This window comes from Enterobacter sp. WCHEn045836 (genome assembly GCF_003965585.1).
Lineage (GTDB): Bacteria > Pseudomonadota > Gammaproteobacteria > Enterobacterales > Enterobacteriaceae > Enterobacter > Enterobacter dissolvens.
This window is the reverse complement of record NZ_RXPT01000017.1, coordinates 1-14,522: the sequence shown is the minus strand read 5'-3', so window position 1 is coordinate 14,522 and position 14,522 is coordinate 1. Positions and strand designations below refer to the sequence as shown.

At 55.6% G+C, this 14,522-nt stretch carries 11 protein-coding genes; 2 read left to right on the top strand and 9 right to left on the bottom strand.

All coding sequences use genetic code 11. The features are described 5' to 3' along the window. The first annotated feature begins 38 nt into the window (after window positions 1–38). Window positions 39–311 (top strand): DUF3811 domain-containing protein, encoded by a 273-nt coding sequence (locus tag EKN38_RS19980; protein WP_014830263.1) that lies wholly within the window; start codon window positions 39–41, stop codon window positions 309–311. On the opposite strand, the gene rluF is transcribed toward EKN38_RS19980, so the two are convergent. The 5 genes from rluF to metH form a co-directional block, all read right to left on the bottom strand. Then, window positions 312–1,184: a 23S rRNA pseudouridine(2604) synthase RluF gene (gene rluF / locus EKN38_RS19975; protein ID WP_014830262.1), complete on the bottom strand. Its 873-nt coding sequence runs from the start codon at window positions 1,182–1,184 to the stop codon at window positions 312–314. 54 nt (window positions 1,185–1,238) lie between these two features. Next, window positions 1,239–1,556 carry a CcdB family protein gene (locus EKN38_RS19970; RefSeq protein ID WP_014830261.1) on the bottom strand — a complete coding sequence of 106 codons (318 nt, stop codon included), beginning with the start codon at window positions 1,554–1,556 and terminating at the stop codon, window positions 1,239–1,241. Then, window positions 1,556–1,849, bottom strand: a complete 294-nt coding sequence (locus tag EKN38_RS19965) for a type II toxin-antitoxin system CcdA family antitoxin (RefSeq protein WP_014830260.1) — start codon at window positions 1,847–1,849, stop codon at window positions 1,556–1,558. Before EKN38_RS19965 ends, EKN38_RS19970 begins: the two co-directional genes overlap by 1 nt. 95 nt (window positions 1,850–1,944) lie before the next feature. Then, on the bottom strand, window positions 1,945–3,576 hold the full coding sequence (locus EKN38_RS19960) for a Na/Pi cotransporter family protein (protein ID WP_013095027.1): 1,632 nt from the start codon (window positions 3,574–3,576) through the stop codon (window positions 1,945–1,947). A gap of 115 nt (window positions 3,577–3,691) precedes the next feature. Next, complete coding sequence (metH, locus tag EKN38_RS19955) at window positions 3,692–7,375, bottom strand: methionine synthase (RefSeq protein ID WP_014830259.1); 3,684 nt, start codon at window positions 7,373–7,375, stop codon at window positions 3,692–3,694. A 193-nt stretch (window positions 7,376–7,568) separates the two neighbouring features. Between metH and iclR the strand changes: the two genes are divergently transcribed. After that, window positions 7,569–8,396, top strand: coding sequence for a glyoxylate bypass operon transcriptional repressor IclR (gene iclR, locus EKN38_RS19945; protein ID WP_013095025.1), 828 nt, complete (start codon window positions 7,569–7,571; stop codon window positions 8,394–8,396). A gap of 68 nt (window positions 8,397–8,464) precedes the next feature. On the opposite strand, the gene aceK is transcribed toward iclR, so the two are convergent. The 4 genes from aceK to metA form a co-directional block, all read right to left on the bottom strand. Continuing rightward, on the bottom strand, window positions 8,465–10,204 hold the full coding sequence (aceK, locus tag EKN38_RS19940) for a bifunctional isocitrate dehydrogenase kinase/phosphatase (RefSeq protein ID WP_014830258.1): 1,740 nt from the start codon (window positions 10,202–10,204) through the stop codon (window positions 8,465–8,467). A gap of 49 nt (window positions 10,205–10,253) precedes the next feature. After that, complete coding sequence (aceA, locus tag EKN38_RS19935; protein WP_014830257.1) at window positions 10,254–11,558, bottom strand: isocitrate lyase; 1,305 nt, start codon at window positions 11,556–11,558, stop codon at window positions 10,254–10,256. Between the two features lie 32 nt (window positions 11,559–11,590). Further along, on the bottom strand, window positions 11,591–13,192 hold the full coding sequence (gene aceB / locus EKN38_RS19930; RefSeq protein ID WP_014830256.1) for a malate synthase A: 1,602 nt from the start codon (window positions 13,190–13,192) through the stop codon (window positions 11,591–11,593). A 270-nt stretch (window positions 13,193–13,462) separates the two neighbouring features. Next, entirely contained in the window at window positions 13,463–14,392 is a 930-nt protein-coding gene (metA, locus tag EKN38_RS19925; protein ID WP_014830255.1) for a homoserine O-succinyltransferase, read from the bottom strand. Between the last annotated feature and the right edge of the window lie 130 nt (window positions 14,393–14,522).

Here is a 14,522-nt window from a genome sequence, read left to right as displayed (position 1 = left end):
GCTTTACACTGAAGCCTCTCTCTCAGGAGGCTTCAGCAATGGCGACACCACGATTAACCCAGAAAGACATGACGGAAGCCGAGCAGCGTGAACTTAAAACGCTTCTTGACCGCGCACGCATCGCGCATGGCCGCACGCTGACAAACGCCGAAACCAATCAGGTGAAAAAAGAGTACATCGACAAACTGATGGCGCAGCGTGATGCCGAGGCGAAGAAAGCCCGCAAACTGAAAAAGCAGCAGGCATATAAGCCGGATACTGAAACGACCTTTTCGTGGTCGGCCAATACCTCTACCCGTGGAAGGCGCTAATTAGCGCCCCTTCTTTTTACGGCCCGGCTGGGTAAAACGTTTCCCGTTGCCCGGCTTGCCACGCCCTTTTTCTTCCGCCTGAGGCGCCTTCACGACCGGACGCTTCATCGTCTGAGTTTTCGGTTTCGCTTTGGTCTTCGGCTTTGCTTCGGACGAGGAGTTCTCGATAAGTTTGAACAGCTCAATCAGCTCGTCGTCCGTTAGGTCACGCCACTCGCCCAGCGGGATCCCGGACAGGCTGACGTTCATGATGCGCGTGCGTTCCAGCTTCGTCACTTCGTAGCCAAAGTATTCGCACATACGGCGGATCTGGCGGTTCAGGCCCTGCACCAGGGTAATGCGGAACGCGAACGGTGCCTCTTTTTTGACCTTACACTTCTTCGTCACGGTGCCCAGAATCGGTACGCCTGCACCCATTCCTCGGATAAATTCGTCCGTGACCGGCTTATTCACTGTAACGATATACTCTTTTTCGTGGTCGTTACCGGCACGCAGAATCTTGTTCACCAGATCGCCGTGGTTAGTGAGGAAAATCAGCCCCTGGGAGTCTTTATCCAGACGGCCAATCGGGAAGATACGGCTGCTGTGGTTAACGAAATCAACAATGTTGTCCCGCTCGCCCTCTTCCGTGGTACTGACGATACCAACCGGTTTATTCAACGCGATAAACACCAGGTCTTCTGCATCACGCGGTTCGATGAGCTGACCATTCACTTTAACCACGTCGCCAGGCATCACCTGGTCACCAATAGTGGCGCGTTTGCCGTTGAGGAACACATTACCTTGTTCGATGTAACGGTCCGCCTCGCGACGTGAGCAGATCCCGCTCTCGCTAATGTATTTGTTTAATCGGGTTGATTGAGTTGGCAGCATAGTTTCTCCTGTGAAGGGCGAAATATACCTTACCTTGCGGCTGACAAAAAAGGCCTAGTAACCGTTGATCAGAAAATCGAGTGCATCCCGCAATGAAGCACTGTTGTCAGTGAGATCGGCAACGCGTTCACCTAACTCTTTTGAAGATATGCCTGACAGCATATGCATCATGACAACGCAAGGCTTACCCGCGATTTCAACGACAGGGCACACTTTCGCAGGCGGACGAATGCCGCCCAGCAGGCTTAATTCAACGGCGGGAGCGACAAGTACATGTTTCATCGCATTAGCAACAGGGTGCTGCATATTAATAAGCCATGGATAGGCTTTTCTCCCATTGCCTTCATTCTCATAAGCAAAATATTGCTCCATCAGAACGACCTCTGAAAATCACTAAAGGAGCCGTTTTCATCAACCCACTGGTTGATGGCCTCTATAGACGCTTTATTTTCTGCTAACCACTCTGCGCGCTGATGCGCACGAAACTGCTCCTGTAGAGCGGCCGTGAGTACAGCAGAAAGATTGAGTTTCAGCCGTCGCGCTTCTTCAAGAATTTCAGGTGCTAACGAAACATTGACTGATTTTTTAATGCCATGGGTAGTGCGCATGAGAACCCCCATTGGAATGCGCATGAATTGGCGAAGTGTAGCGTAATAAACGAGCATTTTCTATTCCCTTCAAAATATAAGGTCTGAAGAGTAAATTGCGCTTTATAAAGCGTCACGCCTCGCAAATGGGTTTTGCGAGGCGCTTTCAGAGATTAATACTCATCCCGCTCGTCATCTTCATCCGGCTGTTCCATCACGCTGTACGCCACCGCACAGAACAATGAGTTAAGGCGTTTCATATCCCCCAGCAGCCCCAGATGCAGGGAGCTGGTTTCGATACTTTGCACGTTTTGCTGGTGCAGACGTTCAACGTGGGCGTGCGAGTAGCGGCGGTTGAGGATACGGAAACGATGTTTGTTGCGGCGCAGGCGGCGTGCGCTCGGCACATCACTTGAGAAGAAGACCAGCATCGCCAGCTTCAGGTTACTCAGAAGTTGTTCGTGAAGGGCTTCCAGCTCCTTCAGCCCTTCGACGGAGAACGCACGGCGGGCGGCCAGGGATTTATCAGCAATTTCACTGCCCATCCGCTCCACAATATCCGAGGCCTGCTCAAGGTTAAGCGACATTTCAATGATTTCCGCCCAGCGGCGGGACTCCTCTTCCGCCAGTTCATCCTGCGGGATGCGCGCCAGATAGAGCTTGATGGCGGTATAGAGCACGTTGATATCATCCGCGAGCCTGCGCAACTCTTTCTCTTCCCGCGGCTCGCCGTGCATTACCTTTTGCAGGCCTTCGAGCATGGTTTCCATCGCATCCCCCATGCGCAGCGTTTCGCGGGCGGCATTGGCCAGCGCCAGCGCAGGGGTATCCAGCGCGGAGGTGTCCAGATGCTTCGGTTTCAGGCGCGCATCCAGCTCCGGCTCGTCGCGGATAAGCCGTTCACAGAAGCGCGCCATTGGCTCAGCAAACGGAACCATCGCCAGGCAGCGCACCAGGTTGTAGAAGACGTGGAAGTAGATCACCAGCTCTGCCTTCGGCAGAGAGAGGTTGTCCATCAGGTTCGCCAGTGGGTGCACAAACGGCAGAATAATCAGGCTGCCCACCAGCTTAAACAGCAGACTGCCGAGCGCCACGCGGCGGGCGGCAGCATTGGCGGCGCTGTTATTAAGCATCGCCAGCAGGCCAGAACCGAGGTTAGCCCCGATTACCAGACACAGTGCGACCGGAAAGGAGATCGCCCCGGCGGCGGTTAAGGTCGCCGTCAGCAGTACAGCCGCCAGGCTGGAGTAACTGACGATGGCAAATACCGCGCCAATCAGCGCATCCAGCATGATGTCACCGGTCAGCGAGGCAAAGATGACCTGCACGCCGTTGGCTTCGGTAATGGGCGTTACCGCCTGCACAATCAGTTCCAGCGCCAGCAGGATCAGCCCAAGGCCAATTCCCACGCGTCCAAGCTGGCCAGCGCGTGTCTGTTTACGCCCAAGGAAGAAGATAACCCCGATAAATATCAGCAGCGGTGACAGCCAGGAGAGGTCGAAGGTGAGGATACGCGCCATCAGCGCGGTACCCACGTCTGCGCCCAGCACAATAACCAGTGCAGGGGCCAGCGCCACCAGATCCTGCGCGACAAACGATGTCACGAGCAATGTGGTCGCATTACTGCTCTGAACCAGCGCCGTTACGCCAATACCCGCGCAGAAGGCGAGCGGTTTCTTCTCTACGCTGCTGCTGAGAACGGTACGTAAACGTGCGCCAAACACGCGCATCACGCCGGTACGGACAATATGGGTGCCCCAGACCAGCAGTGCGACAGCCGAAAGCAGATGTAACAGGGTCAGCACGGAAGGTTATCCTCCTTATCGTTATTCGTTTTCCTTAGGTCAGTATAAGGGTTTAAACGTAAGAAAGAGACAGGGCGCTCATTGAGCGCCCTGTTAGTTGTAAGGAAAAGTGACGTCAGTCGGCGTCGTAGCCGAGATTCGGCGCTAACCAACGTTCCACTTCAGAGACGCTCATGCCTTTACGCAGTGCATAATCTTCGATCTGATCGCGCTGCAGCTGCGCCACGGCGAAGTACTTGCTGTCCGGATGACTGAAGTACCAGCCGGAAACCGATGCCCCTGGCCACATCGCGAAAGATTCGGTCAGTTTCATCCCGGTATGGGCTTCAACGTCCAGCAGCTGCCAGATGGTGCCCTTTTCGGTATGCTCCGGACAGGCCGGGTAACCCGGCGCCGGGCGGATCCCCTGGTAGTTTTCGCGGATCAGCTCCTCATTGCTGAGATTTTCATTCGCCGCGTATCCCCAGTACACCTTACGCACGCGCTCGTGCAGATACTCTGCGAAGGCTTCCGCCAGGCGATCGGCAATCGCTTTGACCATGATTTTGTTGTAATCATCGTGCTGCGCTTCAAAGGCGTCCGCCAGCGCATCCTCTTCCAGACCGCCGGTCACAGCGAAGGCACCGATGTAGTCGGCTTTACCACTCAGCTTCGGCGCAACAAAATCGGCCAGACAGTAGTTGGCAAACCCGACCTTTTCAGTTTGCTGGCGCAGGTGATGGCTTACGGTCAGCACGTGAGTGCGCGTCTCATCGCGATAAATTTCGATGTCATCGCCCACACGGTTCGCCGGGAACAGCCCCACCACGCCGCGCGGGTTGAGGGTTTTCTCTGCGCTCAGCTTGTCGAGCATGTCGTTGGCATCGTTAAACAGGCGCTTCGCCTCTTCACCTACTACCTCATCTTCAAGGATGCGCGGATATTTGCCCGCCAGCGACCAGGTCATAAAGAACGGCGTCCAGTCGATGTAGTTGCGCAGCGTTTCAATGCTGGCGCTCACCTCCTGCACGCCCAGACGATGGGCAACCGGCGGCGTATAGCTCGCCCAGTCAAACGCCAGATCGTTATCGCGCGCCGCCTGCAGCGTCACCGGCGGGGTGCGCGGTTTTTTGCGTGCATGCTGAATGCGGACGGTCTCGTACTCTTTGCGGGTCCGTGCCACAAAGTCATCGCGCTGGGTGTCGGAGAGCAGCGCAGAGACCACCCCCACGGTGCGCGAGGCGTTCTGTACATAGACCGTCGGGCCGCTGTAGTTCTGCTCGATTTTCACCGCCGTGTGCGCTTTCGAGGTGGTCGCCCCGCCGATCAGCAGCGGAATGGTGAAGCCCTGACGCTCCATCTCTTTCGCCACATTGACCATCTCGTCAAGCGACGGGGTAATCAGCCCGGAAAGGCCAATCAGGTCAGCATTGACTTCGCGCGCGGTCCTGAGGATTTTATCCGCCGGCACCATCACGCCAAGATCGATAATCTCGTAGTTATTGCACTGCAGCACCACACCGACGATGTTCTTTCCGATGTCATGCACGTCGCCCTTCACGGTGGCGATAACCATTTTACCGTTGCTGGAACCTTGCTCTTTGCTGGCTTCGATAAACGGCTCCAGATACGCCACGGCCTGCTTCATCACGCGCGCAGATTTCACCACCTGCGGCAGGAACATTTTGCCCTCGCCGAACAGATCGCCGACCACGTTCATGCCGTCCATCAGCGGCCCTTCGATAACCTCGATGGGCCGTGCGGCCTGCTGACGTGCCTCTTCGGTATCCTGCTCGATAAACTCGGTGATGCCTTTTACCAGCGAATATTCCAGCCGTTTCCTTACATCCCAGGCACGCCACTCGGCCTGCTGAACATTGGCAGCGTCGTCCGCTTTGCTGCCGCGGTATTTTTCTGCCAGATCGAGCAGTCGCTCGGTGGCGTCGTTGCGGCGGTTCAGGATCACGTCCTCTACGGCATCGCGCAGTTCGGCAGGAAGGTCGTCGTAAATCGCCAGCTGTCCGGCGTTGACGATCCCCATGTCCATTCCATTGCGAATGGCGTAATAGAGGAATACGGCGTGGATCGCTTCACGCACCGGATCGTTGCCGCGGAACGAGAACGACACGTTCGACACGCCGCCGGAGATCAGCGCATGCGGCAGCTCACGTTTGATGTCTTCACACGCGCCGATAAAGTCCTGGGCGTAGTTATTGTGCTCTTCAATCCCGGTCGCAACGGCGAAGATGTTCGGGTCGAAGATAATGTCTTCCGGCGGGAAGCCCACCTCTTCAGTCAGTATCTTGTACGCGCGGCGGCAAATTTCTATTTTGCGCTCGCGGGTATCGGCCTGGCCCACTTCATCAAAGGCCATCACCACCACGGCCGCGCCATATCGACGGACCAGCTTTGCATGGTGAATGAAGATATCGACGCCTTCTTTCATTGAAATGGAGTTGACGATACCTTTGCCCTGAATGCACTTCAGCCCTTTTTCGATGACTTCCCATTTGGAGGAGTCAATCATGATCGGCACGCGGGCGATATCCGGCTCACCAGCGATCAGGTTGAGGAAACGCACCATCGCCGCTTCGGCGTCGAGCATCCCCTCATCCATGTTGATGTCGATGATCTGCGCGCCGTTTTCAACCTGCTGGCGGGCAACGTCCAGCGCTTCGCTGTACTTCTCTTCTTTGATCAGTCGTTTGAACTTTGCCGAGCCCGTAACGTTTGTACGCTCCCCAACGTTCACAAACAGGCTGTCATCGCCGATGGTCAACGGTTCAAGGCCGGAGAGACGGCAGGCAACCGGCAGCTCGGGCAGTTTACGCGGCGGCAGACCGGCCACGGCATTGCTCATGGCGGCGATGTGCTCCGGCGTGGTGCCGCAGCAGCCGCCAACGATATTCAGGAAACCGGATTCAGCCCATTCGCGGATTTGCGCCGCCATGGTGTCCGCATCCAGGTCGTATTCGCCAAAGGCGTTTGGCAGTCCGGCGTTCGGGTGGGCGGTAACGTAGCATTCCGCGATGCGCGACAGCTCCTGCACGTACTGGCGCAGTTCATCCGGCCCCAGCGCGCAGTTCAGGCCGAAGGAGAGCGCTTCAGCGTGGCGCAGGGAGTTATAAAACGCTTCGGTGGTCTGGCCTGACAGGGTACGGCCAGAGGCATCGGTGATGGTGCCGGAAATCATGATCGGCAGGTCAACGTCCAGCGCCTCGAACTCCTCTTTCACCGCGTATATCGCGGCTTTGGCATTGAGGGTATCGAAAACCGTTTCAATCAGGATCAGATCGGAACCCCCTTCCACCAGCGCTTTGGTTGATTCACGGTAGGCCGCAACCAGCTGGTCAAAGGTAATATTACGAAACGCCGGGTCGTTCACGTCCGGTGAAATAGAGGCGGTGCGGTTGGTTGGACCCAGCACCCCGGCAACATAGCGCGGTTTCTCCGGCGTGCGGGCCGTCCATGCGTCGGCACAGGCGCGGGCGAGTTTCGCCGCCTCAAAGTTTATCTCCGCCGACAGGGACTCCATCTGGTAATCCGCCATGGCGATGGTTGTCGAGTTAAAGGTGTTGGTTTCAACGATATCGGCACCCGCCTCGAAGTAGGCGTTGTGGATATCCGCAATCACCTGCGGTTTGCTTAACACCAGCAGGTCGTTGTTACCTTTGAGGTCGCATGGCCAGTCCGCGAAACGTTCGCCGCGGAAATCGTCTTCACTGAGACGATAGCTCTGGATCATGGTGCCCATGCCGCCGTCCAGCACCAGAATTCGTTCATTTAACTGCGCACGCAGTTGCTCTACTTTGCTGCTCACACTTGCTCCCGACAACGCTCAACCAGGCCAAAAGGCTGCGGTCCATACTGGCACAATCTTGCAGGGTGGAAAAGTCACACGGCGGTAACATGAGACATGTTCACCATCACTCCTCCGATCAGTCAGGATAACGGTTGCAAAATCACCAAATAAAACGAAAATGATTTCCACGATACAGAAAAAGGAGATCGTCATGGTCACGACCGTTCCCGCGAAACGCGGCAGAAAACCTGCCGCCACCCCCGCCGCACAACAGGGCGGACAGGTTCAATCGCTCACGCGCGGTTTGAAGCTGCTGGAGTGGATAGCCGAGTCGCACAGCAGCGTGGCCCTGACGGAGCTGGCTCAGCAGGCTGGTTTGCCGAACTCCACCACGCACCGGCTGCTGACCACCATGCAGCAGCTTGGTTTTGTGCGTCAGGTTGGCGAGCTGGGGCATTGGGCAGTCGGCGCCCATGCGTTCATTGTCGGCAGCAGCTTCCTGCAAAGCCGCAACCTGCTGGCGATTGTGCACCCTATCCTGCGCAAATTAATGGAAGAGTCGGGCGAGACCGTGAATCTGGCCGTACTCGACCAGAGCGACCATCAGGCGATTATCATTGACCAGGTACAGTGTACCCAGCTGATGCGTATGTCAGCCCCCATTGGCGGTAAGCTGCCTATGCACGCGTCCGGTGCGGGGAAAGCCTTTCTGTCACAGCTGAGCGAGGAGCAGGTGACGGGGCTGCTGCACCGTAAAGGGCTGCACGCCTATACCCACGCCACGCTGGTTTCACCGGTGCATCTGAAAGAAGATCTGGCGTTGACCCGTAAGCGCGGCTATTCGTTTGACGACGAGGAGCATGCCCTGGGCCTGCGCTGTATTGCGGCCTGTATCTTTGACGAGCATCGCGAACCGTTTGCCGCTATCTCCATCTCCGGGCCGATTTCACGTATGACCGACGACCGCGTGACCGAGTTGGGTGCGCTGGTGATTAAGGCGGCGAAAGAGGTGACGCTGGCGTATGGTGGGATTCGTTAGGATTGAGTGCGGTCTGATGCCCTCACCCCGGCCCTCTCCCACAGGGAGAGGGAGAAAACATGATGCCCTTACCCTGCGGGAGAGGGAGAAAACCGGATGCAAAACCGCTGCTTACGACGGTAGGCGTACACATCTTCCACATGCCCGTTTTTGATCCGGGTTTGCAGCCCGCGCCAGTAGCTGGCACGAAACAGATCGGCATGCATCTCTTCAAATAATGGCCCAATACGCGGGTCGGCGCACAGCCAGTGGCGAAACTCCTCCGGAAAGACATCACCCGGTGAGACGCTGTACCACGGCTCGCCGGAGAGTTCATCTTCCGGGTAACGGGGCGGCGGGATATCGCGAAAATTCACCTCCGTCATATAGCAAATTTCATCGTAATCATAGAATACGACTCGCCCGTGACGGGTGACGCCGAAGTTTTTAAACAGCATATCGCCCGGAAAAATATTGGCGGCGGCAAGCTGGCGAATCGCGTTGCCATACTCTTCAATGGCATCTTTTAAAGCCTGACCGTCGGCCTGTTCCAGCCAGATATTCAGCGGCACCATACGACGTTCGATATACAGATGACTAATCGCTATTTTGTCACCCAGATCGGTGATTTTTGCCGGTGCTTCCTGCAGTAACAGGGCCATTAGAGCCGGATCGATCTGCCGCTTATCCAGCACAAAATTTTCAAACTCCTGCGTATCCGCCATACGCCCGACGCGATCGTGTTCTTTCACCAGCTGATAGCAGGCACGAACATGCGCTGCGGTCATCTCTTTCTGCGGCGCGAATGTATCTTTGATGACCTTAAACACCCGGTCAAACCCCGGCAGCGTAAAGACCAGCATCACCATGCCGCGAATGCCGGGCGCTTCGATAAATTGCTCATCGGCGGTGGTGACATAACGCAAATACTCCCGGTAGCTTTCCGTTTTGGCATGCTTCTGACAGCCAATCGCCATATACAGCTCGGCGGTGGTTTTGCCTGGCAGGATCTCACGCAGCCACTCCACCAGGGCGGCAGGCAGCGGAGCGTAGACCATAAAATAGGAGCGGGCGAAGCCAAACACAATGCTGGCCTCGGCGCTGGTGGTCAGGCAGGTATCGACAAACAGTTCGCCGTCATCGGTACGGTGGATGGGCAACAGAAACGGCACGGTGGCGGAGGGCGTCACCAGTTTGCCCACCAGCCATGCGGCTTTATTGCGGTAGAAAAGCTCGTTGGCGACCTGCAAATGGCAGTGGCTGAGTGCCTCTTCGCCAAAGGATTCGTGGAGGTGGGCGATGATAAAGCCAATATCGCGGGCTTTATTCTCCCAGGGCAAGCGCAGCGGTAAGTCTGTTAACACGCGGTGCAGGAGCTTCTCCCAGCCGTGATCGGGGAAAAAATCCTTCGCCAGCGGGCGCGGAATAGTGCGAAAACGACGCTCCGGCTGGGAGCTGAAAATAAATAACCGCTCAGGAGATAAAGAGCGGTGGTCAAATAACCGGCAATACACGGAGTTGAAAAAGCTCTCCGCAATCTCGAAGCGCGGGTAGTCTGGCAACAAATGGGTGTAGTGCTCCTTAACGCGCAGTAAAAATTCCGCGTCCGGGTTTTTACCGTCGGTGATGCAGCGCAACTGCTCCACCACCAGACCCACATGATGGTCGTAGAGGTGAATACGCTGCTTCATGGCCTGCTGAACCGCATGCCAGTCGGCGTGCTCAAAGCGCTGCTGCGCGCCAGAGGTGACTTCCAGAAAGCGACCATACTGGGCATCGAAACCCTGCAAAATAGTCTGTGCAATCAGTAATTCCAGGCCACGCGACATAGATTCCCCCTCACCCAACCCTCTCCCCAGAGGGGAGAGGGGGAAAAGATTAGAACTGAGCTTCTTCCGTTGAACCCGTTAAGGCAGTGACGGAGGAGGTGCCGCCCTGAATAATCGTGGTCACATTATCAAAGTAGCCGGTGCCCACCTCCTGCTGGTGAGACACGAAGGTGTAACCGTCTTTGCCCGCGGCAAATTCCGGCTGCTGCACCTTTTCAACGTAGTGCTTCATGCCCTCACCCTGTGCATAGGCGTGCGCCAGATCGAACATGTTGAACCACATGCTGTGGATGCCTGCCAGGGTAATGAACTGATATTTGTAGCCCATGTCGGACAGCTGCTGCTGGAAGCTGGCAATGGTTTTATCGTCCAGCTTTTTCTGCCAGTTGAAGGACGGCGAGCAGTTGTAGGCCAGCAGTTTGCCCGGGTATTTGGCGTGGATAGCATCGGCAAAGCGTTTTGCCAGCGCCAGATCCGGCGTGGACGTTTCACACCAGACCAGGTCTGCGTACGGTGCATACGCCAGGCCACGGCTGATGGCTTGCTCAATGCCAGCATGGGTACGATAGAATCCTTCGCTGGTGCGCTCGCCGGTAATGAACTCGCTGTCGTACGGGTCACAGTCAGAGGTGATCAGGTCAGCCGCATCCGCATCGGTACGGGCAATCACCAGCGTCGGCACGCCGAGCACGTCGGCGGCCAGACGCGCAGCAACCAGCTTCTGAATCGCTTCCTGGGTTGGGACCAGCACTTTGCCGCCCATGTGTCCGCATTTCTTCACCGAGGCCAGCTGATCTTCGAAGTGAACGGCCGCTGCACCGGCCTCAATCATCGATTTCATCAACTCAAAGGCGTTCAGCACGCCGCCGAAACCCGCTTCTGCATCCGCGACGATCGGCAGGAAGTAGTCAATAAAGCGCGGATCGTTTGGCTCGATACCTGCCGCCCACTGGATCTGATCCGCACGGCGGAAGGTGTTGTTGATCCGATCCACCACCGACGGCACCGAGTTTGCCGGATAGAGCGACTGATCCGGATACATGCTGGAGGCCAGGTTAGCATCCGCCGCGACCTGCCAGCCGGAAAGATAAATGGCTTCGATACCGGCCTTCGCCTGCTGCAACGCCTGACCGCCGGTCAGCGCACCGAGGCTGTTGATGTAGCCCTTTTTGGAGCCGCCATGTAGCAGATGCCACATCTTCGCCGCGCCATTTTGCGCCAGCGTGCATTCCGGATTGACCGAGCCACGCAGCTTCACCACTTCCTCAGCGCTGTACGGGCGACGGATGCCTTCCCAGCGCGGCTGTGTCCACTCTTTCTTCAGTTCTTCGATTTGTTGGGTACGGGTTTTCATGTGCAGATGCTCCATATTGTTATGTGGTGGATTTACGCAAGCAGGCGGTAACCTGGCAGGGTGAGGAAGTCGATTAAGTCATCTGAGGTTGTGATTTGCTCCATCAGGCGGGCGGCATCATCAAAACGTCCGCTGCTGAAGCGATGTTCGCCCAGTTCGTCCTGAATGACGCGCATCTCTTCGGCCAGCATCTGGCGGAACAGGGATTTGGTCACCGGCTTGCCGTTGCTGAGCGTTTTCTGATGGTGGATCCACTGCCAGATAGAGGTACGGGAGATTTCTGCCGTCGCCGCGTCTTCCATCAGGCCGTAGATGGGCACACAGCCGTTACCGGAGATCCACGCTTCGATGTACTGCACGGCAACGCGGATATTGGCGCGCATGCCCTCTTCCGTGCGTTCACCCGAGCACGGCGCCAGAAGCTGCTCTTCTGCGATTGGGGCATCGTCATCACGGGTGACAAACAGCTGGTTTTTGTTGTCGCCAAGCACGTGGTTAAAGACTTCCATTGCCGTATCGGCCAGGCCCGGATGGGCGATCCACGTGCCGTCGTGACCGTTACGCGCTTCAAGCTCCTTGTCAGCTTTCACCTTGGTGAGCACCTGATTGTTACGCTCAGCGTCTTTGCTCGGAATAAAGGCCGCCATGCCGCCCATCGCAAAGGCACCGCGTTTGTGGCAGGTTTTAATCAGCAGGCGCGAGTAGGCGCTGAGGAACGGTTTATCCATGGTGACAACCTGACGATCCGGCAGTACGCGATCCGGGTGGTTTTTCAGCGTCTTGATGTAGCTAAAGATGTAGTCCCAGCGTCCACAGTTCAGACCCACGATGTGATCGCGCAGGGCGTGGAGGATTTCATGCATCTGGAATACGGCAGGCAGCGTTTCAATCAGCAGGGTGGCTTTAATGGTGCCACGCGGCAGGTTGAAGCGATCTTCCGCGTAGCTGAACACCTCACTCCACCAGGCCGCTTCCTGCCAGGCCTGGGTCTTTGGCAAGTAGAAATAGGGGCCGCTGCCTTTCGCCAGCAGATTTTTGTGGTTGTGGAAGAAATAGAGGGCAAAATCAAACAGGCTGCCCGGAATGGCTTCCCCACGCCAGGTGACATGCTTTTCCGGCAGGTGCAGGCCGCGAACGCGGCAGATCAGAACCGCCGGATTGGGTTTTAACTGGTAAATTTTACCGGCTTCATTGGTATAGCTGATGGTGCCGTTAACGGCGTCGCGCAGGTTAATTTGCCCGTCGATCACTTTACGCCAGTCCGGGGCCAGTGAATCCTCAAAATCCGCCATAAAGACTTTGACGTTGGCGTTCATGGCGTTGATCACCATTTTGCGCTCTACCGGGCCAGTGATCTCAACGCGACGATCCTGTAAATCTTCAGGGATGCCGCGGATTGTCCACTCACCATGCCGAATGGAAGCGGTTTCCGAAATAAAACCAGGCAACTTGCCATTATCAATTTCCTGCTGTTGGTGAATGCGTGCCGCCAGCAACTTATTGCGCTGTGGCGTAAAGCGGGTCACCAGCTCAGTCAGAAATTCGACCGCCTCTGCCGTCAAAATTTGCTGTTCTTGGTCGCCATACGGCTGGGTAAAGGCCAGTTCATCAACCGTCGTTGCCTGTTGAGTCATCACTCTGCTCCTCATCAAAGATCCAAATTCACATCCCCAATGCGAACGAAAGATCGTTGTGTAGTTTTCGCTCAGCAGAATTAAGACTATCTCTATTTTTTCTAAAATCAAAAACAATTTCCATTTTAATTAAAAAATACGTACAACTTATTGATAATATTAGAATTAAAGTTTACGTAAATGTTGAGCGTCATTTCGGAAATAAAAAAGGCACCCGAAGGTGCCTGATGTGAATAGCTGAAACGCTTTAGGATCGTTTAAAGCAGAAGATTACTCCAGCGTCGGATTCATGTGACGCAGATCGTATGGCGTTATCTGGTAAACGTAATAGTTGAGCCAGTTGGTAAACAGCAAATTCCCGTGACTGCGCCAGGTGGCTCGCGGCTTGTTCTGGGGATCGTTTTTCGGGAAATAGTTATACGGCACATCCGGATTAAGACCCGCTTCAACATCACGGAAATACTCTGACGCGAGAGTATGCGGATCGTATTCAGGATGCCCGGTCACAAAGGCAATACGCTTATCTTTGCTGGCAAACAGGTACGCATCACCATCTTCTGTTTCGGCCAGGATCTCCAGATCGGTGTAGTCACGAATCAGCTGCGCCGGGAAATCGGCGTAGCGCGAATGCGGGGCCAGGAACGAATCATCAAACCCGCGTGTCAGCAAGGCATGAGGGTGAAGAATGTGGTGTTCGTATACGCCGGAGAGTTTTTCGGTGCGGGTTTGCTTAGGGATGCCATAGAGGATATTCAGCGCGGCTTGTACCGCCCAACAGACAAACAGCGTGGACGTGACGTGATCTTTTGCCCACTCCAGTACCTGTTTGATCTGCGGCCAGTAGGCGACATCATTGAATTCGACCAGGCCCAGCGGCGCACCGGTGACAATCAGTCCGTCGAAGTTTTCCTCGCGAATATCGTCGAAGTTACAGTAGAAGTTATTCAGATGCTCAGAAGGCGTGTTACGCGACTCACGGGCATCGATCCGCAGCAGCTGAATATCTACCTGAAGCGGAGAGTTCGAAAGCAGGCGCAGGAACTGATTCTCTGTTTCGATCTTTTTCGGCATCAGATTAAGGATGAGCACCTTCAGCGGGCGAATTTCCTGACCTGTCGCGCGTGAAGTGGTCATTACAAAGACGTTTTCTTCACGTAAGAAATTGACGGCTGGTAGCTCGTCCTGCACCCGAATCGGCATAACCTTGTATCCTCACAGCATACGTATAAACGTTTAGACATCCAGACAGCCAACGATACCCAGTATTGGCGTGAATGTCGAGTCTGCAAGATAAAGGTGAGAAAGTTTCAAGGAGAGGGAGAAAACAAAA

Excerpts from the sequence above, each read along its gene's own strand:
- EKN38_RS19980 (WP_014830263.1), top strand. The coding sequence starts at position 39 with ATGGCGACACCACGATTAACCCAGAAAGACATGACGGAAGCCGAGCAG.
- rluF (WP_014830262.1), bottom strand. The coding sequence starts at position 1,184 with ATGCTGCCAACTCAATCAACCCGATTAAACAAATACATTAGCGAGAGC.
- EKN38_RS19970 (WP_014830261.1), bottom strand. The coding sequence starts at position 1,556 with ATGGAGCAATATTTTGCTTATGAGAATGAAGGCAATGGGAGAAAAGCC.
- EKN38_RS19965 (WP_014830260.1), bottom strand. The coding sequence starts at position 1,849 with ATGCTCGTTTATTACGCTACACTTCGCCAATTCATGCGCATTCCAATG.
- iclR (WP_013095025.1), top strand. The coding sequence starts at position 7,569 with ATGGTCACGACCGTTCCCGCGAAACGCGGCAGAAAACCTGCCGCCACC.
- aceK (WP_014830258.1), bottom strand. The coding sequence starts at position 10,204 with ATGTCGCGTGGCCTGGAATTACTGATTGCACAGACTATTTTGCAGGGT.
- aceA (WP_014830257.1), bottom strand. The coding sequence starts at position 11,558 with ATGAAAACCCGTACCCAACAAATCGAAGAACTGAAGAAAGAGTGGACA.
- aceB (WP_014830256.1), bottom strand. The coding sequence starts at position 13,192 with ATGACTCAACAGGCAACGACGGTTGATGAACTGGCCTTTACCCAGCCG.
- metA (WP_014830255.1), bottom strand. The coding sequence starts at position 14,392 with ATGCCGATTCGGGTGCAGGACGAGCTACCAGCCGTCAATTTCTTACGT.